This window comes from Embleya sp. NPDC005575 (assembly GCF_040605455.1).
Classification (GTDB): Bacteria; Actinomycetota; Actinomycetes; order Streptomycetales; family Streptomycetaceae; genus Embleya.
In genome coordinates this window covers 1-20673 of the sequence record NZ_JBEXCV010000055.1, presented here as the reverse complement: position 1 = coordinate 20673, position 20673 = coordinate 1, and the positions used below count along the sequence as shown (strand labels likewise).

General features: G+C 72.0%; 21 protein-coding genes. 18 read left to right on the top strand and 3 right to left on the bottom strand.

Translation table 11 applies throughout. From position 1 onward, the window contains the following. Window positions 1–37: 37 nt before the first annotated feature. The gene (locus ABZS54_RS19940) at window positions 38–1528 is read right to left on the bottom strand and encodes a pentapeptide repeat-containing protein (RefSeq protein WP_355537370.1); all 1491 of its coding nucleotides are present in this window, start codon (window positions 1526–1528) and stop codon (window positions 38–40) included. A gap of 108 nt (window positions 1529–1636) precedes the next feature. Between ABZS54_RS19940 and hisD the strand changes: the two genes are divergently transcribed. The 12 genes from hisD (at window position 1637) to ABZS54_RS19880 (ending at window position 11389) form a co-directional block, all read left to right on the top strand. Beyond that, the gene (gene hisD, locus ABZS54_RS19935) at window positions 1637–2992 is read left to right on the top strand and encodes a histidinol dehydrogenase (RefSeq protein ID WP_355537367.1); all 1356 of its coding nucleotides are present in this window, start codon (window positions 1637–1639) and stop codon (window positions 2990–2992) included. Then, on the top strand, window positions 2989–4101 hold the full coding sequence (locus tag ABZS54_RS19930; protein ID WP_355537364.1) for a histidinol-phosphate transaminase: 1113 nt from the start codon (window positions 2989–2991) through the stop codon (window positions 4099–4101). The genes hisD and ABZS54_RS19930 overlap by 4 nt, the downstream gene beginning before the upstream one ends. A gap of 21 nt (window positions 4102–4122) precedes the next feature. Beyond that, on the top strand, window positions 4123–4719 hold the full coding sequence (gene hisB, locus ABZS54_RS19925) for an imidazoleglycerol-phosphate dehydratase HisB (RefSeq protein ID WP_020552901.1): 597 nt from the start codon (window positions 4123–4125) through the stop codon (window positions 4717–4719). Further along, on the top strand, window positions 4716–4871 hold the full coding sequence (locus ABZS54_RS19920) for a hypothetical protein (RefSeq protein WP_170222315.1): 156 nt from the start codon (window positions 4716–4718) through the stop codon (window positions 4869–4871). Before hisB ends, ABZS54_RS19920 begins: the two co-directional genes overlap by 4 nt. 4 nt (window positions 4872–4875) lie before the next feature. Next, window positions 4876–5514, top strand: a complete 639-nt coding sequence (gene hisH / locus ABZS54_RS19915; RefSeq protein WP_355537360.1) for an imidazole glycerol phosphate synthase subunit HisH — start codon at window positions 4876–4878, stop codon at window positions 5512–5514. 97 nt (window positions 5515–5611) lie between these two features. After that, complete coding sequence (gene priA / locus ABZS54_RS19910; RefSeq protein WP_020552898.1) at window positions 5612–6346, top strand: bifunctional 1-(5-phosphoribosyl)-5-((5-phosphoribosylamino)methylideneamino)imidazole-4-carboxamide isomerase/phosphoribosylanthranilate isomerase PriA; 735 nt, start codon at window positions 5612–5614, stop codon at window positions 6344–6346. Then, the gene (locus tag ABZS54_RS19905) at window positions 6343–6759 is read left to right on the top strand and encodes a RidA family protein (RefSeq protein WP_355537357.1); all 417 of its coding nucleotides are present in this window, start codon (window positions 6343–6345) and stop codon (window positions 6757–6759) included. The genes priA and ABZS54_RS19905 overlap by 4 nt, the downstream gene beginning before the upstream one ends. Next, window positions 6756–7517 (top strand): imidazole glycerol phosphate synthase subunit HisF, encoded by a 762-nt coding sequence (hisF, locus tag ABZS54_RS19900; RefSeq protein ID WP_355537354.1) that lies wholly within the window; start codon window positions 6756–6758, stop codon window positions 7515–7517. The genes ABZS54_RS19905 and hisF overlap by 4 nt, the downstream gene beginning before the upstream one ends. Window positions 7518–7647: 130 nt before the next feature. Then, a complete protein-coding gene (locus ABZS54_RS19895; RefSeq protein ID WP_355537351.1) occupies window positions 7648–8214 on the top strand; it encodes a helix-turn-helix domain-containing protein in 567 nt (188 codons plus the stop codon). A 64-nt stretch (window positions 8215–8278) separates the two neighbouring features. Further along, on the top strand, window positions 8279–9565 hold the full coding sequence (locus ABZS54_RS19890) for an MFS transporter (protein WP_355537348.1): 1287 nt from the start codon (window positions 8279–8281) through the stop codon (window positions 9563–9565). A 63-nt stretch (window positions 9566–9628) separates the two neighbouring features. Continuing rightward, entirely contained in the window at window positions 9629–10498 is an 870-nt protein-coding gene (locus ABZS54_RS19885; protein WP_355537345.1) for a septum formation family protein, read from the top strand. Window positions 10499–10534: 36 nt separating this feature from the next. Then, window positions 10535–11389 carry a septum formation family protein gene (locus ABZS54_RS19880; RefSeq protein WP_355537342.1) on the top strand — a complete coding sequence of 285 codons (855 nt, stop codon included), beginning with the start codon at window positions 10535–10537 and terminating at the stop codon, window positions 11387–11389. A gap of 100 nt (window positions 11390–11489) precedes the next feature. Here the strand turns inward: ABZS54_RS19880 and ABZS54_RS19875 are convergent, their stop codons facing one another. Then, window positions 11490–13343 (bottom strand): ABC transporter ATP-binding protein, encoded by a 1854-nt coding sequence (locus ABZS54_RS19875; protein WP_355537339.1) that lies wholly within the window; start codon window positions 13341–13343, stop codon window positions 11490–11492. Then, the gene (locus ABZS54_RS19870) at window positions 13340–15163 is read right to left on the bottom strand and encodes an ABC transporter ATP-binding protein (RefSeq protein ID WP_355537336.1); all 1824 of its coding nucleotides are present in this window, start codon (window positions 15161–15163) and stop codon (window positions 13340–13342) included. Before ABZS54_RS19870 ends, ABZS54_RS19875 begins: the two co-directional genes overlap by 4 nt. Before the next feature lie 303 nt (window positions 15164–15466). Here ABZS54_RS19870 and ABZS54_RS19865 point away from each other — a divergent pair, with 303 nt between their 5' ends. The 6 genes from ABZS54_RS19865 to ABZS54_RS19840 all read left to right on the top strand — a co-directional run bounded on the left by ABZS54_RS19865 (window position 15467) and on the right by ABZS54_RS19840 (window position 20525). Continuing rightward, window positions 15467–16624, top strand: a complete 1158-nt coding sequence (locus tag ABZS54_RS19865; RefSeq protein ID WP_355537333.1) for an alpha/beta hydrolase-fold protein — start codon at window positions 15467–15469, stop codon at window positions 16622–16624. Window positions 16625–16717: 93 nt separating this feature from the next. Then, window positions 16718–17368 carry a TIGR03085 family metal-binding protein gene (locus tag ABZS54_RS19860; protein ID WP_355537330.1) on the top strand — a complete coding sequence of 217 codons (651 nt, stop codon included), beginning with the start codon at window positions 16718–16720 and terminating at the stop codon, window positions 17366–17368. A gap of 43 nt (window positions 17369–17411) precedes the next feature. Continuing rightward, window positions 17412–17789: a phosphoribosyl-AMP cyclohydrolase gene (hisI, locus tag ABZS54_RS19855; protein WP_355537328.1), complete on the top strand. Its 378-nt coding sequence runs from the start codon at window positions 17412–17414 to the stop codon at window positions 17787–17789. A 70-nt stretch (window positions 17790–17859) separates the two neighbouring features. Then, the gene (locus tag ABZS54_RS19850) at window positions 17860–19413 is read left to right on the top strand and encodes an anthranilate synthase component I (protein ID WP_355537325.1); all 1554 of its coding nucleotides are present in this window, start codon (window positions 17860–17862) and stop codon (window positions 19411–19413) included. A 58-nt stretch (window positions 19414–19471) separates the two neighbouring features. Further along, a complete protein-coding gene (locus ABZS54_RS19845; RefSeq protein WP_355537322.1) occupies window positions 19472–20200 on the top strand; it encodes a TIGR02234 family membrane protein in 729 nt (242 codons plus the stop codon). A gap of 115 nt (window positions 20201–20315) precedes the next feature. Further along, complete coding sequence (locus tag ABZS54_RS19840) at window positions 20316–20525, top strand: HGxxPAAW family protein (protein ID WP_355537319.1); 210 nt, start codon at window positions 20316–20318, stop codon at window positions 20523–20525. Window positions 20526–20673: the final 148 nt, after the last annotated feature.

The following is a 20673-nucleotide window of genomic DNA, read 5'->3' as shown; positions in this document are numbered from 1 at the left end:
GTAGGGCCTGACCGCCGGACCGCGTCGACCATTGACCTCAAGCACGATTGAGCACCCGACCGGCACCCGCGGCGGCGGCGCCGGCGAGCACCCAGCCGAGCAGGATCAGCGTGTAGGCGAGCCACTGGCCCACCCCGGTCGGCTTCCACGCACTGTCCTGACCGAGCGTCACCACCGGTAGCAACAGGTCGAGGGTGTACCAGAACGGATTCCAATGCGGCGCCTCGCCGGCCTTCAGCGGTGCGGGCGGGTCCGCGGCGAACACCGCCGTGCCGACCGCGATCAGTGCGATCAGCCACCCGAAGGCCCGTCCCGGGCGGTAGCCGTAGCCGATCGCCACGTCCTGCACGTGGCCCCACAGTCGACCTGCCGGGCCCAGCCCGGCGCGTCGGCGCCGCTGCTTGGCCAGCAGCACGGTGCGCGCGTGCTCGTCCTCACCGGCCGCCCGGTACACGCTCGCGAGTTGGTCGTAGGGCTGGGGCGCGTACTCGGCGGTGCCGCGTTCGACCCAGTCGATCCGGTCGGCAACTTCGGCGGGGGCCGCCGCCCGCCGCGTGGTGTAGGTCAGCTCGGCGATGTCCAGGTCACCGGCCGCGGGCCAGGTGTGGGGGGTGTCCGTCAGGATGCCCACCGACGCGCCGTTGAGCGTGATCCGACCTCGCGGCGGGGCGGTCAGCGCCAGATGGAATCCGCCGGCCACCACCCGCCACAGGGAGAGCTGCTCGTCCGGGTTCGCACAGGCGACGCCGCCGGCCAGCACGATCGCGCCGCCCACGCGCGCGTCATTGAGCCTGATCGAACCGGTGATCGCGAAGCCACCGGTCAGGAACAGCGAGTGCTCGACGGATATCCGCCCCAGGTCCAGGGCCAGTTCACCGGGCCGCTCGACCCGGGCCCCGGTGAACCTCACCGGCCCGCCGAAGCGCGCCCCGTGCAGGCTCACCTGGCCGGTGAACACCGAGCGGTTGAAGCTCGCGTCCGCGCCGACCTGGAGGCCGTTCGCGTACACGGTCCGGTCGTAGTCGCCCGGCCCCAGCACGCAGTCGTCGATCCGCAGGTCGTTGTCCACCCGCGAGTCCAGGATCCGCAAGCCGCCCGACACCTCGCAGCGCAGCAGCACCAGGTCGCCGTCCACCCGCATGTTGCGGCCGTGCAGCACGGTGAACACGCACTCCCGCAAATTGATCGTCCGGGTGGAGGCCAGGTTCAACACGATCGCGTCCTCGAAGAGGCAGCCGATCATCGAGAAGTAGGCGTCCAGGCGGGCACCGCCCAACTCCAGCGGGCCCACCACCCGGGCCCCGGTGATCCGCAGCGCGGTGGTGTGCCCGGGTTCGGCCTGCGGCGGCTGGAGCAGCACCTGCGCGAGTACCTGCGCCCGGATCGTGCGATCCGGCCCCCACGCGGCGCCCAGCCGCGGATCGTCGTCCGCGGGCAGGCCCGTTCTCAGATCCAGTCGTTCGCCCCGTCGATACGCCTCCCACACGCGTATCTCGGTCGCGCTCAAATGCCCCGGCGGTGTGCTCATCCGCGGTCCCCCGACACTGGAAGGCTGCTGCTTCCCGCCCATGATCGCGTGTCTCACTGTCCGACACACAAGGACGGCTTCGCCCGGGCCGTCTCTACACTGGGGCAGGTGATCTCCCGTATCGACCTGCGCGGTCCCGCCTCGCGAGCTGTCCTGGACAGCCCCGCCGCACTGCGCGATGTGTTGCCCCGAGCCGAACTCGACGTCGAGGCGGCCCTGGAGAAGGTGCGCCCCATCTGCGAGGACGTGCGTCATCGCGGCGTCGAGGCGCTGATCGAGATCACCGAGCGCTTCGACGGTGTACGACTGACCGACATCCGGGTGCCCGCCGAGGCGATCGCCGGTGCGCTGGAGGCGCTCGCGCCCAAGGTGCGCGCGGCCTTGGAGGAGTCCATCCACCGGGCCCGGCTGGTGCACCGCGAGCAGCGCCGGCAGGACGTCACCGTGCAGGTCGTGCCCGGCGGCACGGTCACCGAGCGATGGGTCCCGGTCGAGCGGGTCGGGCTGTACGTACCGGGCGGCAACGCCGTCTACCCGTCGTCGGTGATCATGAACGTGGTCCCCGCGCAGGAGGCCGGTGTCGCCTCGATGGCGATCGCCTCGCCGCCGCAGGCCGACTTCGGCGGGCTGCCGCACCCGACCATCCTGGCCGCGTGCGCGCTGCTCGGGGTGGACGAGGTGTACGCGGTCGGCGGCGCCCAGGCGGTGGCGATGTTCGCGTACGGCGCGGGCTCGTGTGCGCCGGTGCGCCTGGTCACCGGTCCCGGCAACATCTATGTCGCCGCCGCCAAGCGGCTGCTCAAGGGCCGGATCGGGATCGACGCCGAGGCCGGCCCGACCGAGATCGCCGTGCTCGCCGACGACACCGCGGATGCCGGGCACGTCGCGGCCGACCTGATCAGCCAGGCCGAGCACGACACGCTGGCCGCGTCGATCCTGGTCACCGACTCCGAGCCGCTGGCCGATGCGGTCGTCGAGGAGCTCAAGACCCGGGTGGACGCCACCCGGCACCGCGAGCGGGTCACCGAGGCGCTGGCCGGCCGGCAGTCCGCCGTCGTGCTGGTCGACTCGGTGGACGACGGCCTGCGGGTGGTGGACGCCTACGGCGCAGAGCACCTGGAGATCCAGACCGCGGATGCGGCCGGGGTCGCCGCACGCGTGCGCAACGCGGGCGCGATCTTCGTCGGCGCCTTCGCGCCGGTCTCGCTCGGCGACTACTGCGCCGGGTCCAACCACGTGCTGCCCACCGGCGGTTGCGCGTGCCACTCCTCGGGTCTGTCCGTGCAGTCCTTCCTGCGCGGCATCCACGTCGTGGACTACTCGCGCGCGGCGCTGGCCGACGTCGCCGAGCACGTGAGCGTGCTCGCCGACGCGGAGGACCTGCCCGCGCACGGCGAGGCGGTGCGGGCCCGGTTCGCGACGGGCGAGCTGGCCGGTCTCGCGGCCTGGGAGGAGGGCCGGTGACCGACCTGGACAGCCTGCCGATCCGGGACGAACTGCGCGGTCAGTCGCCGTACGGCGCACCGCAGTTGCGCGTCCCGGTGCGGCTGAACACGAACGAGAACCCGTATCCGCTCCCGGACGCCCTGGTGGCCCGGATCGCCGAGCGGGTCGCCGTCGCCGCCCGTGACCTGAACCGCTACCCGGATCGGGACGCGGTCGAGCTGCGCACCGCGCTGGCCGCGTACCTGTCCCGAACCGGCGGCCACCCGCTGACCGCGGACCGGGTGTGGGCGGCCAACGGCTCCAACGAGGTGCTCCAGCAACTGCTCCAGGCGTTCGGCGGCCCCGGGCGCACCGCGCTCGGCTTCGACCCGTCCTACTCGATGCACGCGCTGATCGCGCGCGGTACCGGCACCGGGTGGATCTCCGGCATGCGGGACGGGGACTACGAGATCGACCTCGACGAGGCGCTGGCGCGGATCGCCGAGCACCGGCCCAACGTGGTGTTCCTGTGCTCGCCGAACAACCCGACCGGCACCGCGCTGGCCCGCGAGGTGGTCGAGAAGGTGTACGACGCCGCGCAGGCCGCCCGACCGTCGCTGGTGATCGTGGACGAGGCGTACGTCGAGTTCGCGCACTCCGACTCGCTGCTGCCGCTGCTCGCCGGCCGGCCGCACCTGGTGGTGACCCGCACGATGTCCAAGGCGTTCGGCGCGGCCGGGCTGCGGCTGGGCTACCTGGCGGCGGACGCGGGCGTGGTGGACGCCGTCCAGTTGGTGCGCCTGCCGTACCACCTCTCGGCCGTCAACCAGGCCACCGCGCTGGCCTGTCTGGAGTTCGAGGACACCCTGCTCGGCTACGTCCGCGAGCTCAAGGAGCAGCGCGACCGGCTGGTCGGCGAACTGCGCGCGCTGGGCTGCGAGGTGACCGACTCGGACGCCAACTTCGTCCAGTTCGGCCGGTTCGAGGACCCGCACGCGGTCTGGGCGGGGATCCTCGAACAGGGGGTCCTGGTCCGCGACAACGGGGTCCCGGGCATGCTGCGCGTGACCGCCGGCACGGACGCCGAGAACACGGCCTTCCTGGATGCGATGCGTCACGTCCTGAAGAGCGCGAGTCCGAAGGACTGAGAGAAAGTCGAAATCACCGTCATGGCAAGAACCGGTCGCGTCGAACGCGCCACGAAGGAAACGTCCGTCGAGGTCGAGATCGACCTCGACGGCTCGGGGAAGGTCGACGTCGCGACCGGCGTCGGCTTCTTCGACCACATGCTCGACCAGCTCGGCAAGCACGGCCTGTTCGACCTGACCGTCAAGACCCGCGGTGACCTGCACATCGACGCGCACCACACGATCGAGGACACCGCGCTCGCGCTCGGCGCCGCGTTCCGGCAGGCGCTCGGCGACAAGAAGGGCATCCGCCGGTTCGCCGACGCGTCCGTGCCGCTGGACGAGGCGCTCGCGCAGGTCACCGTGGACCTGTCCGGCCGGCCGTACCTGGTGCATTCGGAGCCGGCCGGTATCGCGCCGATGATCGGTCCGGACTACGACACCACGCTGACCCGGCACATCCTGGAGTCGTTCGTCGCCCAGGCGCAGATCTGCCTGCACGTACACGTGCCCTACGGGCGCAACGCGCACCACATCGTCGAGGCCCAGTTCAAGGCGCTGGCCCGGGCGCTGTCCGACGCGTGTGTGCTCGACCCGCGCCGGGCCGGCGTGATCCCCTCCACGAAGGGCGCGCTGTGAGCACCGGGGCGATGGTTTTGATCGTGTTCGGCCTGTTCCTGGTCGGCGGGTGCATCTCGTTCGTCAAGCAGGGACTGCCCAAGAGTGTCATCGCCCTGCTCGCCGTCGGCGCGTTCTTCTCGATCGCGGCCGGCGTCCTGAAGATCGGATAGGCACGTGCCCAAGAAGGTCATCGTCCTGGACTACGGCTTCGGGAACGTGCGCTCGGCCGAGCGGGCGCTCGTGCACGCCGGCGCCGACGTCGAGATCAGCGCCGACCACAAGGCCGCACTGAACGCCGACGGACTCCTGGTGCCCGGCGTCGGCGCGTTCGCCGCGTGCATGGAGGGCCTCAAGGCGGTCCGCGGCGACACCATCGTGGACAAGCGGCTCGCCGGCGGCCGGCCGGTACTGGGCATCTGCGTCGGGATGCAGATCCTGTTCGCGCGCGGCGTCGAGCACGGTGTGGCCACCGAGGGCTGCGCCCAGTGGCCCGGCACGGTCGAGCGGCTCGCCGCGCCGGTGGTGCCGCACATGGGCTGGAACACCGTCGAGGCACCTGCGGGCAGCGTGCTGTTCCAGGGCGCCGACGCCGATACGCGGTACTACTTCGTGCACTCCTACGCGGTGCGCACGTGGGAGATGCCGGTGGTCCAGGACGGCCCGCACATCCCGCCGGACGTCACCTGGAGTACACACGGCACGCCGTTCGTGGCCGCCGTCGAGAACGGCGCGCTCAGCGCCACCCAGTTCCACCCGGAGAAGTCCGGCGAGGCCGGTGCGCAGCTGCTGCGCAACTGGCTCGCGACCCTGTAGCCGCGCCCGGGCGGTCTTGCCCCCGGTCCACCCCGCCGCGTTCCGTCGCGCCCGTGAACACACCGTCCGCCACGAACTTTTGAGGATCGCAACCGTCATGACGCAGACCCACCGCCTCGAACTGCTGCCCGCCGTCGACGTCGCCGACGGCCAGGCCGTCCGCCTGGTCAAGGGCGAGGCCGGGTCGGAGACCTCCTACGGCGACCCGCTGGCCGCCGCACTGGCCTGGCAGAGCGCCGGCGCCGAGTGGATCCACCTGGTCGACCTGGACGCCGCGTTCGGCAAGGGCAGCAACCGCGAGCTGCTCGCCGACGTGGTCGGCCGGCTCGACGTCAAGGTCGAGCTGTCCGGCGGCATCCGCGACGACGCGTCGCTGGAGGCGGCGCTGTCCACCGGCTGCCGGCGGGTCAACCTGGGCACCGCCGCGCTGGAGACGCCGGACTGGGTGCGTTCGGCGATCGCCCGGCACGGGGACCGGATCGCGGTCGGCCTGGACGTGCGCGGCACCACGCTGGCCGGGCGCGGCTGGACCCGCGAGGGCGGCGAGCTGTTCGAGACGCTGGCCCGCCTGGACGCGGACGGCTGCGCGCGCTACGTGGTCACCGACGTGAACAAGGACGGCACCCTGACCGGCCCGAACCTGCAACTGCTCCGGGACGTGTGCGCGGCCACGGATCGCCCGGTGGTGGCCTCGGGCGGGGTCTCCTCGCTGGCGGATCTGCGCGCCATCGCCGAACTGGTGCCGCTGGGTGTGGAAGGCTCGATCGTCGGCAAGGCGCTGTACGCCCAGGCGTTCACCCTCGAAGAGGCGTTGGAGGCGGTGTCCCGGTGACGGGAAGCGACAACTCGGGCAACATCGAGCGATATTCGTCCGGCGGGCGGTGGGAGGAAGACTTCGGCTACTCGCGCGCCGTCGCGGTCGGCGAATACGTACACGTGTCGGGCTGCACCGCGATCGTCGAGGGCAACCTCGCGCACGAGGGCGACCCGCACCACCAGGCACTCGCGGCGTTTGGGATCGCGTTGGACGCGCTGGAGCACTTCGGGCTGGGCACGTCGGACGTGGTGCGCACCCGGATGTTCATCACGCACGCCCGCGACGCGGACGACGTGGGCCGCGCGCACGCCGAGCTGTTCGCCGAGACCCCGCCCGCCGCGACCATGGTCGTGGTGGCCGGGCTGATCGACTCGCGGATGCTGGTCGAGGTCGAGGTGGACGCGTACCGGGGGAGGAGGACCTCGTGACGCTGGCCGTGCGGGTGATCCCGTGCCTGGACGTGGACGCCGGCAGGGTGGTCAAGGGCGTCAACTTCCAGAATCTGCGGGACGCGGGCGACCCGGTCGAGATGGCCCGGGTGTACGACGCCGAGGGCGCGGACGAACTGGTCTTCCTCGACATCACCGCGTCCTCGGGCAACCGGGAGACCACCTACGACGTGGTGCGGCGCACCGCCGAGCAGGTGTTCATCCCGCTCACCGTCGGCGGCGGGGTGCGCGCGGTCGAGGACGTGGACAAGCTGCTGCGCGCGGGCGCGGACAAGGTGGGCGTGAACACCGCGGCCATCCTGCGCCCCGAGCTGATCGCCGAGATCGCGGATCGGTTCGGTTCGCAGGTGCTGGTGCTCTCGGTGGACGCGCGGCGGCGCCGGGACGGCACGCCGGGCTTCGAGGTGACCACGCACGGCGGGCGTACCGGCACCGGCATCGACGCGGTCGAGTGGGCGGCGAAGGCGGCCGAGCTGGGCGCGGGCGAGATCCTGCTCAACTCGATGGACGCGGACGGCACCAAGGACGGCTACGACCTGGAGTTGATCCGACTGGTCCGGGCCGAGGTGGGCATCCCGGTGATTGCCTCCGGTGGCGCCGGTGCGCCGGAGCACTTCGCACCCGCGGTGGACGCGGGCGCGGACGCGGTGCTCGCGGCCAGCGTGTTCCACTTCGGCATGCTGCGGATCCCGCAGGTCAAGGACGTGTTGCGGGCGGCGGGGCACCCGATCCGCTGAGTGCCCGCCCGCCATGAGGAAGCCGACCGCATGTGCGGTCGGCTTTTTCGTGGGCGGATACGGGTTCCTGCGAAGGATTTATTTCGAAAGACTTATTGCGAAAGGAAATTTTCATACCTAGGCTGAAGTCGTGAGCGAACAGCCGCCGGCGCGCCGGATGATCAAGGACGTCCAGACCCTCAAGGTGTTCACCCACCCGCTGCGGATCACCCTGCTGCGGATGTTGCACGCCGGCGGTCCGGCCACCGCGTCGATGCTGGCCAAGCGGGTCGACGCGACCCCGGCGCTGGTCAGCTACCACGTGCGCACGCTGGCCGGACACGGCTTCGTGGTCGAGGACCCCGAGCCGGCGCAGGACGGGCGCGAGCGCTGGTGGAAGGTGGTCGAGGACCTCACCTTCTCGCTCGGCGACTTCGCCGAGGACCGGGTCGGCCGGGAGCTGTCCGCGAGCATCGCGCGGGTGCTGGGATCGCAGTCCGAGGACCGCTACCGGCGCTTCCTGGACGAGATGCAGTCGTGGGGCGCGGAGTGGGCGGACGCGGCCTTCAGCGGCGCGCCCACGCTCCGCCTGACCGCCGCCGAGTTGCGCGAACTGGCGGGCGCCTTCGAGGAACTCGTGGACGGCTACCGGGGCCGGGAGACCCCCGGCGCCGAGCACGTGGAGATCTACTGCCGCGGCTTCCCGTACCGCCTGTGACGGACCCGGCCCCGCCGCCCGGCACCTCCGCACACCACGACCGCCTACCGGAACGGGGACGACCATGGCCGTCACGAGGACCGCCACCGCCGCGACCCCGCGGCTCGCCCATCGCGACCCGCGCGTCCTGGCCTGGCTCGGCGCCTTCACCGCGTCCCTGATCGGCGATCAGATCTGGTTCCTGGCGCTGTCCTGGACAGCGGTGCGCGGCGGCGACGCCACCCGGACCGGTCTGGTACTGGCCGCCGGGTCGTTGCCCCGGGCGCTGCTGATGTTGCCCGGCGGCGCGATCGCGGACCGGTACGGGCCGCGCCGGGTGTTGATCGGCAGCGACCTGGTGCGCTGCGTGGTAATGCTGATCGCCGCGCTCGCGGTGTGGTCGAGCAGTCCGGCGATCTGGCTGCTGGTGGCGATCGCGCTGGTGTTCGGCGCGGTGGACGCGTTGTTCATGCCCGCCGTCGGTGCGTTACCGGTGCGGCTGACCGCGCGTACCCAACTGGTCCGGGTGCAGGGGATGCGCGCGTTGTCCCAGCGGATGGCCACCGTGGTGTCCGCGCCGATCGGCGGCGCGGTGTTGGCGTGGGGCGACACCGAGTCGGCCTTCATGCTCAACGCGGCCCTGTTCGCACTCTCCCTCGCATTGCTGTGGCGACTTCGCCCGGGGCCCGTCCCGGCGGCGCAAGTGGGCACCGAGGAGCCGGAGTTGGGCCTGTGGGCGGGCCTGCGTCACGTGGCTCGGCATCGGGTGCTGCGGTCGCTTCTGGTGGTCACCGCGCTGATGGAGGCGGGCTTCGCCATCCCGATGAACATCGGCATCGTGCTGCTCGCCGACGACGCGGGCTGGGGGCCGGGCGGGATGGGTCTGGTAATGGGTGCGTGGGGGGCCGGCGCGGCGATCGGCGCCCTGGGACTGACGGTTGCGGGCCGGGTGCCGCGTCCGGGGCTCCTGCTGCCGGTGGGGATGCTCGTGATGGCCACGAGCATGGTCGGCCTGGGCTACGCATCCGGGATCGGGATCGCGGTGGCCTGTGCGGCGGTGCTGGGCGTGGGCACCGGCGTGGTTGGCGCCTCCGGCAACGCCCTCGTGCAGACCACCTGTGCGCCGAGTGCGCTGGGTCGGGTGACCGGGATCCAGATGCTGGTCGGGGTCGGCCTGATCCCGCTGCTGTATCCGGTCGGCGGCCTCGTCGCCTCGGCCCACGGCCCCTCGGCGGTGTTCACCGCCGGCGGCGGCGCGATACTCCTGGGGGTGCTCGTGGCCGTGTCGAGCGGACCGTTTCGTCGGCAGTCGCGAGCCGCCGGACGTGAAATCGGGTCACGGAAGGATTCCGGTCCCACAACGATCATCTGACTCGGAGTCAAGTAGTTGGGCCCGGTAGAGCGGTGGCTTCACCCGATCAGGCAGGCTAGGCACATGACGACGCCGCCATCACCCGGACAGGGTGGCTACCCCGGCTACGGGCAGCAGCCAGGCCAGGGTTATCCGAGCAATCAGCCGTACCCGGGGCAGCAGTACCCGCAGGGCGGTCAGCAATACCCGCAGGGCGGCCAGCAGTACCCGCCGCCGCAGAACCCGTACGCTGGCTCCCCGCAATACCCGGGGGCCGGCGGCGGGCCGCAGTACCCCGGCAACTACGGCGGCGGAGGCTACGGCGGCGGCATGCCGCCAGGGCCCAACCAGGGCGGCTCGGGCAAGGGCCCGCTGATCGCCGTGGTGATCGCCGCGATCGTCGTGGTCGGTGGCATCATCGCCACGCTGGTGGTGGTGCTGGGCGGCGACGACAAGAAGGACAAGGCCTCGCCCACGAACAGCGCGACCGGCTCGACGAGTTCCTCGCCGTCGAGCAGCGCGAGCGCGCCGCCCACCACGCGGCCGACGACCTCCCGCCCGACCACGCCCCGGACCACCGCGTCCGGCACGGCGGATCCGGACCTGCCTTCCGAGGTCCAGTACGTGGACCTGTCCAAGGGGGACTGCGTCACCCTGGACACCACCTCGGGCACCATCGACAAGAAGTCCTGCACCAGCACGCACAACGGCGAGGTCATCATGACCTTCGAACTGAGCGGCAGCACCTACCCGGGTGAAGCCTCGATCACGGATCAGACCGAGTCGAAGTGCACCCCGGCGATGAACACGGCGGTCGGCGGCCGGTCCGATTCATCGCAGTTCACCTTCACCTACACCTACCCCAAGCAGCCGGGGTGGGACATCGGTCGCCGCAAGGTGACCTGCATCGTGAAGTACAAGTCGGGGCAGACACTCACCAAGCCACTGCGCTGACCCGGGCGCTCGGCCCTTGGGGGAGGGATCGACCTGATGAGCACTCCCGGCGGATATCCCGGCGGCAATCAAAGCGGCGGCTACGGCGGAGGTGCGGGCGGCTACCCCGGTGGCCCCGCGGGCCCACCTCCCGCGGGTCCACCTCCCGCGAACCCGCCCTACGACGGCCCGACGATCGGCGGCCCGCCGTACGGAGGCGGCGGCCCGCCGTACGGCGGCGGTCCCCCCTACGGCGGCGGCCCTCCCTACGGTCCGGGTGGCCCCGGCGGCCCGTCCGGCGGCCGGGGCGGCGGGCGTGTGGTCGTGATCGTGGTGGTCGTCGCCCTGGTCATCGCCGGCGGCGTGATCGCCTTGGTGCTGAACCTGGGCGGGGACGACAAGAAGGGCGACAAGGCAGGTCCGACGGACACCACGGCCGGGCGCACCAGCGCACCGCCGACCACCACCGGACCGACCACCGACGCGCCGGAGCCGCCCTCCGCCGAGCCGCCGAGCACGGAGCCGCCCGCCACCACGCCGGTGGCGACCAACTCCAACGGCAGCGTCGCGGTCAAGAAGGTCCCGCTCAGCCCGGGCGACTGCGTCTCGTTCGCCACGGGCAGCACGGACGTCGACAAGGTCGCGTGCACGAGTTCGCACGACGGCCAGCACATCAAGAACGTCGCGCTGCCGGACGGCACCTGGCCCGGCGACTCGGAGATGGACACGAAGGCGTCCGCGGTGTGCAAGCCGATCGCCGAGCCGGTGATCGCCCGGCAACCGCAGGCCGATCAGCTGACCTGGTTGTACATCTATCCGAAGGAATCCGGCTGGAGCAGCGGGGACCGCGAGGTCCAGTGCCTGGTGTCCTACACGGACGAGACCAAGAAGCTGACGGCACCGCTGAAATAGCCGCCCTGGAACAGCGGTCGGTGCGGGAGATGTCCCCACTCGGCGGGCGGACCGAGCCTCGGTCCGCCCGGCGGGTGGGGACGACCGGCCGCGGGCCGGTTCAGCGCGGTGCCGGCTTCTGCTGGGCCATCCACGAGGCGTGCAGCCGCGAGTAGATCCCGCCGGCCCCGACCAGGCGAGAGTGCGGGCCGCGTTCGACGAGCTTTCCGGCGTCGAACACGAGTACCTCGTCGGCCGATTCGGCCGTGGACATCCGGTGCGCGATGAACACCGCGGTGCGGCCCCGGGTCAGCCCGTCCAGGGCCCGCCCTATCCGCACCTCGGTGGCCGGGTCCACCGCCGACGTCGCCTCGTCCAGGACCAGCAGGTCCGGGTCGGCGATGTAGGCCCGCACCAGCGCGACCAACTGCCGCTCGCCCGCCGACAAAGACTCGCCGCGCTGGCCCACCGCGGTGTCCAGACCCCCGGCCAGCCCGGCCAGCCAGTCGGCCAGCCCGAGGTCGGTGAACGCGGTGCGGATGGCCGCGTCGTCCGCGTCCGGCCGGCCGTACCGCACGTTCTCGCGCAGCGTGGCGTCGAACAGGAAGCCCTCCTGCGGCACCATCACCACTCGGGCCCGCAGCGACGAGAAGCGCACCCGGGGCAGTTCGACGCCGTCCAGGAGCACCCGGCCCTCGTCCGGGTCGACCAGCCGGGTCAGCAGCTTGGCGAACGTGGTCTTGCCCGAACCGGTCTCGCCCACCACCGCGACCCGGGTCCTGGGCGCGAGCGTCACGTCCACGTCGTGCAGGATCCGCGGCCCGCCCGGATAGCCGTACGAGACGTGGTCGAAGGCGACCTCGACCGGGCCGCGCGCGAGTACCTCGCCCGCCTCGCCCGGGTCGGCGATGTCCGGTTCCGCGTCCAGCACCTCGAGCACCCGGCGCCAGCCCGCGAGCGCGTTCTGTGCCTCATTGAGGATCTCCACGCCCATCTGAACCGGGCCCACGAACAGCGTGACCAGGAACAGGAAGGCGACCAGCTCGCCGACGCTGAGCTGCCCGTCGATGCCCAGCCGAACACCCACCACGACCACGAGCCCGTTGGCCAGGCCGACCACGAACTCGCCCATCGGGAAGGTCAGCGCGACGAACAACTGGGCACGGCTCTGCGCGTCCCGGTGCGCGTTCACCGACTCGTCGATGCGATGCGCGGTGCGCTCCTCGATGCCGTGCGCGCGCACGATCGCGGCGCCCACGACCGGCTCCGCGATGGCACCGAGCATGCGACCCATGGCCACCCGTACGTGCGAGTAGGCCGCGGCGATGCGCTTTTGCACCGCGCGCATGAAGAAGTACAGCGGCGCGAAGCACACCCACACCAACAGCGTGAGCTGCCACGAGTAGACGAACATCAGCACCGTCACCAGCGCGATCTGCCCGACGCTGACGATCAGCAGCAGGCCGCCGAACTGGATGAACCGGCTGATCGTGTCCACGTCGCCGGTCACCCGTGAGACCAGCGAGCCGCGCTTCTCGGACTGCTGGTGCAGCGTGGACAGGTCGTGGATGTGCCGGAACGCGGCCACCCGCAGGGTGGACAGGCCGCGCTCGCTGGTGCGGTACAGGCGCACGTTCATCGCGTACGCGGACACCGCCGTGACCACCACCGCGAGCGCCGCGACCGCGGCCATCGTGCGCACCACGGTCAGGTCGGGACCGGCGTCGGCGCGCAGCCCCCGGTCGATGGTCTGCTGCACGGCCAGCGGCACCACGATGCGCCCGGCCGTGCCGACCACGGCGAGCAGCAGCGTGACGATCAGGCCCTCGGTGAACTCCGGTGTCATCCGCAGGCCGCGGCGCAGCACGCTCAGGCCGGACTCGGCGGGTTTTGCGGAGTCGGGGTCGGCGCCGATCCGCGAACCGGGTTTCGGGTCGGGTTCGGGCGCCTTGCGCACGACGGTGGCGATACTCATGAAGCCGTGGCCTCCTCGGCCTCGCTGACGTCGATGTCGATGTCGATGTCCTCGTCCGCGCCCTCGCGCGCGGCCCGCTCGTAGGCGTTGACCAACCGGCGGTAGCCCACCGAACGGTCCAGCAGTTCGTGGTGCGGGCCGCGATCGAGCACCCGGCCGCCCTCGACGTAGACCACCTCGTCGGCGAGCGCGATGGTGGCCTTGCGGTAGGCGACCACGACCACGGTCGCCGGCCCCGCGTCGCGCAGGCCGTGCAGGATGGCCGCCTCCACCCGCGGGTCCACGGCCGACGTCGCGTCGTCCAGGACCAGCAGGCGCGGCCGGCGCACCAGTGCCCGAGCCAGCGCGATCCGCTGGCGTTGGCCCCCCGACAGCGTGGTCCCGCGCTCGCCCACCTGGGTGTCCAGGCCCTCGGGCAGCGCGGCCACGAAGTCGGCCTGGGCGATCCGCAGCGCCTCGTGCACCGCCGCGTCGTCCAGGTCCAGACCCAGGGTGATGTTGTCGCGCACGCTGTCGTCGAACAGGAACGCCTGCTGCGGGACCAGCGCGGCGGTGGCCGCGACCCCGCCGCGCCGATAGTCGCGCAGGTCGGTGCCGTCGAGCAGGATCCCGCCGTCGAGCGGATCGACCAGGCGCACCAGCAGCGACACCAGCGTGGACTTGCCGGAGCCGGTCGGGCCGACGATCGCGACGGTGCGCCCGGGCTCGACGTCGAAGGCCACGTCGTGCAGCACGTCGGTGTCGTCGGTGTAGCCGAAGCGCACCGCGCGGGCCTCCAGGCGGGCCGGACCGGCCGAGGCGTCGCCGCCCTCGATCGCCCCGTAGACGGGCTCGCCCTCGGCGTCCAGCACTCCCTTGACCCGGTCGAAGCCGACCACCGAGCGCGGCATGTCGCCCAGCAGCCAGCCGATCGCCCGAACGGGGAAGGCCAACAGGGTGAACAGGTAGGCCACCTGCACCAGGTCGCCGGGAGCCAGGTCCCCATGCGAGACCCGGACCGTGCCGACCACCAGCACCAGCAGCACACCGAAGCTGGGCAGCGCCTCCAGCATCGGGTCGAACAGGGCCCGGACCCGGCCCACCGCGATGTTCGCGTCGGCCAACTCGCGCGAGGCGGCGGCGAAGCGGGTGGTCTCCTCGGTCTCCCGGCCCAGCGTCTTGACCACCAGCGCGCCGTCGAAGCTCTCGTGCGCGATCTCGGCGACGTCGGCGCGCAACTCCTGCGCGCGCATCGCCAGCGGCCCTTGCTTGCGCTGGTAGATCACGTTGAGCACGGCGATCGCCGGGAAGATCACGAAGCCGACCAGCGCGAGCGCCCAGTCGGTGAGCACCATCGAGATCGCCGCGACGAACAGCATCACCACCACGCCGGTGGCCATCGGCAGCGGCGCGACCGGGTTCCAGGCCGCCTCGACGTCGGCGTTCGCGTTGGAGAGCAGCGTCCCGGTGGGGTGGCGGTGGTGCCACGCGAGCGGCAGGCGCAGGTATTGCCGGGTGACCCGGCGCCGGAAGGTGGCCTGGAGGCGGTACTGCATCACGCCCGCCCACAGGCGACGGCCGATCACCCCGAACGCCTTGAGCAGCGCGATCCCGAACACCGCCGCGAACGCGCCGACCAGCGCGCCGGCCGTGGTCCGCCCGTCCCGGAAGGCCGGGATGATCACGTCGTCGGTGACTCGGCCGAGCACCAGCGCCGAGCCGACGGTCATCACGCCGTACACCGCGCTCGCGCTCACCGCGGCGGCGAAGATTTTGGGTTCCTCGCGGATCGCCACGCCGAGTACGCGCAGTCCTTGTCGCAGCACGACCTTGTCCGCCACGGGGCTCACTTTCACGGGGATCCGGCCGCCGCGAACGGGGCCGTCCAACAGGGTTGTCCAAGGATGATTGTCCGATGAAAGTACAAGGCGTCTGTGACGGTCCCGATTCCCGTTCGGACCCTCGATTCGATCCGGGATCGGCCGGCGCGGCGCGGCTTGGAGTGGATCTTTCCCGCATGTCACCCTGTTTCGGGCGCTCGCGCCGGTCGTGCCGGAGCGTGCCCGGGACCCGCAACCAAATCCCGCGCGGGGCGCGTCTTACGGGCGTGCCCTGACCATGATCCATAGACCGAGGACGCCGCTGTGGGCCTCACCAGCCTCAAACTGATAATCCTGCTCGGCGTCGTCGCGTTCGCGGTGCTCGCAGCCGCCGTGTTCTTCTGGCCCAGGTTGTCCCGCCAGGGGGTGCTGCCGATTCTGGGACGGATCGGCATCCTGCTGAGTGCACAGGTGCTGCTGATGGCCACCGTGGCGGTGATCGGCAACCGCTACTTCGTCTTCTACACCACCTGGGACGACCTGCTCGGGCACACCGGAAAGCCCGTGGTGAACTTCGGCGCCTCCGGCCCCGGTGACGTACCCAGACTGGTCAAGGAGAACGGGACCGAGACGATCGACGTCCCGCAGGGCAAGAACCCCCAGGCCGCGGGTCGGATCATGCTGGTGGACGTGGCCGGCCGACGCAGCGGGATGGGCACGCCGGCGCTGGTGTACCTGCCGCCGCAGTACTTCCAGGCGCAGTACAAGGACCGGCGCTTCCCGGTCGTGGTCGTGCTCACCGGCTACCCGGGCAACGAGCGCAACCTGGTCACCCGCCTGGAACTGCCCAAGTTCGCCGCGAACGAGATAGCCGCGGGCCGGGTCCAGCCCACCATCTACGTGATGATGAAACCGAGCGTCGGTGCCGACCGCGACACCGAGTGCACCGACGTGCCCGGCGGACCGCAGGTGGGCATGTTCTTCAGCCAGGACCTGCCCGAGGCGATCAGCCAGGCGTACCGGGTCGCGCCCGGAGCGCGCAACTGGGCCATGCTCGGTGACTCCACCGGCGGCTACTGCTCGGCCAAACTGGCCATGCTCCACTCGGACCGGATCGGCGCGGGCGTCGCGCTGTCCGCCGACTACGGCGCGCCGCTGGACGGCGACACCGGCGACCTGTACGGCGGCAGCAAGGCCTACCGCAACCAGAACGACCTGATGTGGCGGCTGAAGAACATGCCGATGCCGCCGGTCAGCCTGCTGCTCACCAGCAGCGAGAGCGGCGAGCCCAACCTGCCCGAGACCAAGGAGTTCCAGCGGCTGGCCAAGCCGCCGCTGAAGGTGGACACGCTGCTGCTGCCCACTGGCGGACACAACTTCAAGACCTGGCAGGCGGTGCTGCCGGACGCGCTGCGCTGGCTGAGCGCGCAGCAAAAGAGCGATCAGCCGAAGGATTCCGCACCGGTGGCCGCCTCACCCTGACCACCCGCACCGACCAGGCCCGGTCCGGCGGACCCGCCGAATGGGGCCCGGGCCCCCCTTGACCGCGCCCGGTGCGGGCAAAAGGATCGGCACATGCCGACTTCCCACGCCCGCACCGAACGCGCCGCACTCGCCGAACTGCTGCGCGTCCTGGGCCCGGACGCGCCGACCCTGTGCGCGGGCTGGACCACCCGCGACCTCGCCGCCCACCTGGTGGTCCGCGAGCACCGCCCCGACTCGGCGCCGGGCATCATGCTCGCGCCGCTCGCGGGCTACACCGAGAAGGTCCGGCTGCGGCAGGCGGCCAAGCCGTACGAGCAGACCGTGCGGCTGGTCGCGGACGGCCCGCCGAAGTTGTCCGTGTTCGGCATCCCCGGCGTGGACGCGGCGGCCAACACGATGGAGTACTTCATCCACCTGGAGGACGTACGTCGGGCCCAGCCCGGCGGCGCCGAGCCGCGCGAACTGGATCCCGAGCTCACCGAGATCCTGTGGAAGCGGGCCAAGGGCGCCTCGCGGATGGCGCTGCGCGGTGTCCCGGTGGGCGTGGCGCTGCGCCGCACCGACACCGCGACCGGGCAACCGCCGCAGATCGTGCACAAGGGCACGCCGGTGGTGACGCTGAGCGGACACCCGGGCGAGCTGCTCCTGTACCTGTTCGGCCGCAAGGACCGGGCCCGGGTCGAGATCGAGGGCGACGAGGCCGCGATCGACACCCTGCGTACGGCTCGTACCGGCCTGTGAACACCCGACCGGGCGGGCCGCGCCGGTCTGCGACAATGCGCGCATGACCGGTGCCACCCACCCGCCCGCGCGGCCGTCCGACCTCGACCCGACCATCGCCGCGCGCCTCAAGCGCGACCCCGACGGCCTGATCGCCGCCGTCGCGCAGGCCGGCGACACCGGCGAGGTGCTGATGGTCGGGTGGATGGACGACGAGGCGCTGCATCGCACGCTGACCACCGGCCGCTGCACCTACTGGAGCCGCAGCCGGCAGGAGTACTGGGTCAAGGGCGACACCTCCGGCCACGTGCAGAAGGTCCTCTCGGTCGCACTCGACTGCGACGGCGACGCCGTGCTCGTGCGGGTCGAGCAGACCGGCGCCGCGTGCCACACCGGCGACCGCACATGCTTCGACGCGGACGTCCTGCCCGTCTCCGACTGACCGCCGCCGACCCCGGGCCCGCGTGGTCCCGGCTCCGCCCGACCTCGCTGCCCGGGAGATTGCGCACGCCATGACCACCGGAACCGTCACCCCCGACCTCGACACCTTCCGGACGCTCGCGCGCGACCGGCGGGTCATCCCCGTCACCCGGCGCTTCCTGGCCGACGGCGACACCCCCGTGGGCCTGTACCGCAAGCTCGCCGCCGAGCGGCCCGGCACCTTCCTGCTGGAATCCGCCGAGAACGGCCGCTCGTGGTCGCGCTATTCGTTCGTGGGCGTGCACAGCGCGGCGGTGCTCACCGAGGCGGCCGGGCGGGCCCGCTGGCTGGGCACCCCACCGGTGGGCGTGCCGGTGGACGGCGATCCGCTGGAGGTGCTCCGGGCCACCGTCGCCGCGTTGCACACCCCGCACGGCATCCCGGGCCTGGAACTGCCGCCGCTGACCGGCGGGATGGTCGGCTACCTCGGCTACGACGTGGTGCGCCGGCTGGAGCGGCTGCCGGAGTCGGCCGTGGACGACCTGCGCGTGCCCGAGCTGATGATGTTCCTGGCCACCGACCTGGCGGTGCTCGACCACGTGGACGGCAGCGTGCTGTTGATCGCCAACGCGATCAACCACGACAACCGCGAGTCCGGCGTCGACGAGGCGTACCACGCGGCGGTGGCCCGGCTGGACGCGATGACCGCCGACCTGGCGCGGCCGACCGGCCTGGCCGCGGCGGCGTTCGAGCGCGGCGCGGTCGCCGAGGCGGTCGGCCCGTGGGGCTCGGCCGCCTATCGCAAGGCGGTGGAGGCGGCCAAGGAGGAGATCCGGGCCGGCGAGGCGTTCCAGATCGTGCTGTCCCAGCGCTTCGAGATGCCCACCGAGGCCGGCGCCCTGGACGTGTACCGGATCCTGCGCGCGACCAACCCCAGCCCGTACATGTACCTGTTCCGGCTGCCGGGTCCGGACGGCGGCGCCGAAGGCGGCTTCGACGTGGTCGGCTCCAGCCCCGAGGCGCTGGTCAAGGTCGAGGACGGGCGCGCGATGCTGCACCCGATCGCGGGCACCCGCCCGCGCGGCGCCACTCCGGCCGAGGACGCCGACCTGGCCGAGGAGTTGCTCGCCGACCCCAAGGAACGCGCCGAGCATCTGATGCTCGTCGACCTGGGCCGCAACGACCTGGGCCGGGTCTGCGCGCCCGGCACGGTCGAGGTGATCGACTTCATGGCGGTCGAGCGGTACAGCCACGTGATGCACATCGTGTCCACCGTGGTGGGCGAGTTGGCCCCGGGCCGCACCGCGTTGGACGTGTTCGCCGCGTGTTTCCCGGCGGGCACCCTGTCCGGTGCGCCCAAGCCGCGTGCGATGGAGATCATCGAGAACTTCGAGCCCACCCGGCGCGGCCTGTACGGCGGTTGTGTGGGCTACGTCGACTTCGCCGGCGACCTGGACACCGCGATCGCGATCCGCACCGCGTTGATCCGCGATGGTGTGGCCTACGTCCAGGCCGGTGCGGGTGTGGTCGCCGACTCCTCGCCCGAGGCCGAGGACATCGAATGCCGCAACAAGGCGGCGGCGGTGCTGCGCGCGGTGGCCATCGCGGCGACGCTCGCGCCGGCGCAGGACGTCCGGACCCGGTAGAGCCGCGAACACCCCGCCCCGGGTCAAGCCGCCGCGGGGCGTGGGTCATGCTGGTGACATGAGCGACGCGAGGACCGAGACCGGCGCAGCGGGTGTCGGCACCGAGACGGACGACCCGGCGGTTGTCGAACCGGCGACCGCGACCGGTGCGGCGAGCGCCTCCACGGGACAGGCGGCGGAATCGGTCGAGGATGGGGCGCTGCGCGCGCGCAAGGCCGCCCGACGCGAGTTGACCGTCACGGTCCTGCTCGCCTTGGTCGGCGCGGCCCTGGTGCTCTCGGTGGCCGGGCGCACCTGGGCCGAGGGCGCCGCCCCGGTGCACGGCTCGCGGATCGCGGTGCATGCGAGCGGCAACGCGATCAACAAGGCCACTTCCGCATTCGCGCTGCTCGGTCTCGCCGGCGGCCTCGCGGTGCTCGCCACCCGCACGATCGGCCGGACCGTGATCGGCGCACTGGTGACCCTGGCCGGGATGGGGGTCGCGGTGTCGGCCGTGCAGGGCGCGGGCGACACGTCGGCGGTGAACTCCGAGGCGGCGCGCAAGGCGGCCGTCGAGGGGGTCCGCGCGGTGGACGTGAGCCACTCGATCTGGCCGTGGCTCGCGGCCGTGGGCGGCGTGCTGATCGTGCTCGCGGGTCTGCTCGTGGTGCTCCGGGGCCGGCGCTGGCCCGGTATGTCCAACCGCTACGAGGCTCCGGCGGGCAAGACGGTCGCCGCCAAGCGTGGCCCGGCCACCAATGCCGATCTGTGGAACGCGTTGGACCGGGGCGAGGACCCCACGCGCTGAGCACTGCTCCCGACGGGTGACAATAAGAATCGCGCGGTTGTGATCGCGGCGCCCGAAACGGTGTCCCGGCAACCGCGCCCACGCGTGTGAAATATGAAGCCGAAGGAGTTGAGCGATGTCGTCGCAAGCCGGAAACCACGGCAGCACCCCCGCCGCCTGGACCGTGACCATACTGGCGCTGATCGGCTGCACGATCTCCGGCGTCGCGATGATCGCGGCCAGCGTGATGTTGTTCTGGGCCGGGGCGGCTGTGGTCCTGGTGGGCTGCATCGCCGGTGCGGGCATGCGGATGGGTGGTCTGGGCGCGGCCCCTGCGCGTCGCTGACGTCCGACTTTGGCCTCAAGCGCCGGCCGGGCTGGGTGGCCTCAAGCGCCGGCCGGGCTACTTGGCCTCAAGCGCCGGCCGGGCTACTTGGCCTCAAGCGCCGGCCGGGCTACTTGGCCTCAAGCGCCGGCCGGGCTGATTTTGGGTT

Bases quoted from the DNA above. Each gene is read 5' to 3' on its own strand.
- ABZS54_RS19940 (WP_355537370.1), bottom strand. From the start codon at position 1,528: ATGAGCACACCGCCGGGGCATTTGAGCGCGACCGAGATACGCGTGTGG.
- hisB (WP_020552901.1), top strand. From the start codon at position 4,123: ATGGCAAGAACCGGTCGCGTCGAACGCGCCACGAAGGAAACGTCCGTC.
- priA (WP_020552898.1), top strand. From the start codon at position 5,612: ATGACGCAGACCCACCGCCTCGAACTGCTGCCCGCCGTCGACGTCGCC.
- ABZS54_RS19890 (WP_355537348.1), top strand. From the start codon at position 8,279: ATGGCCGTCACGAGGACCGCCACCGCCGCGACCCCGCGGCTCGCCCAT.
- ABZS54_RS19885 (WP_355537345.1), top strand. From the start codon at position 9,629: ATGACGACGCCGCCATCACCCGGACAGGGTGGCTACCCCGGCTACGGG.
- ABZS54_RS19880 (WP_355537342.1), top strand. From the start codon at position 10,535: ATGAGCACTCCCGGCGGATATCCCGGCGGCAATCAAAGCGGCGGCTAC.
- ABZS54_RS19875 (WP_355537339.1), bottom strand. From the start codon at position 13,343: ATGAGTATCGCCACCGTCGTGCGCAAGGCGCCCGAACCCGACCCGAAA.
- ABZS54_RS19860 (WP_355537330.1), top strand. From the start codon at position 16,718: ATGCCGACTTCCCACGCCCGCACCGAACGCGCCGCACTCGCCGAACTG.
- hisI (WP_355537328.1), top strand. From the start codon at position 17,412: ATGACCGGTGCCACCCACCCGCCCGCGCGGCCGTCCGACCTCGACCCG.
- ABZS54_RS19850 (WP_355537325.1), top strand. From the start codon at position 17,860: ATGACCACCGGAACCGTCACCCCCGACCTCGACACCTTCCGGACGCTC.
- ABZS54_RS19845 (WP_355537322.1), top strand. From the start codon at position 19,472: ATGAGCGACGCGAGGACCGAGACCGGCGCAGCGGGTGTCGGCACCGAG.
- ABZS54_RS19840 (WP_355537319.1), top strand. From the start codon at position 20,316: ATGTCGTCGCAAGCCGGAAACCACGGCAGCACCCCCGCCGCCTGGACC.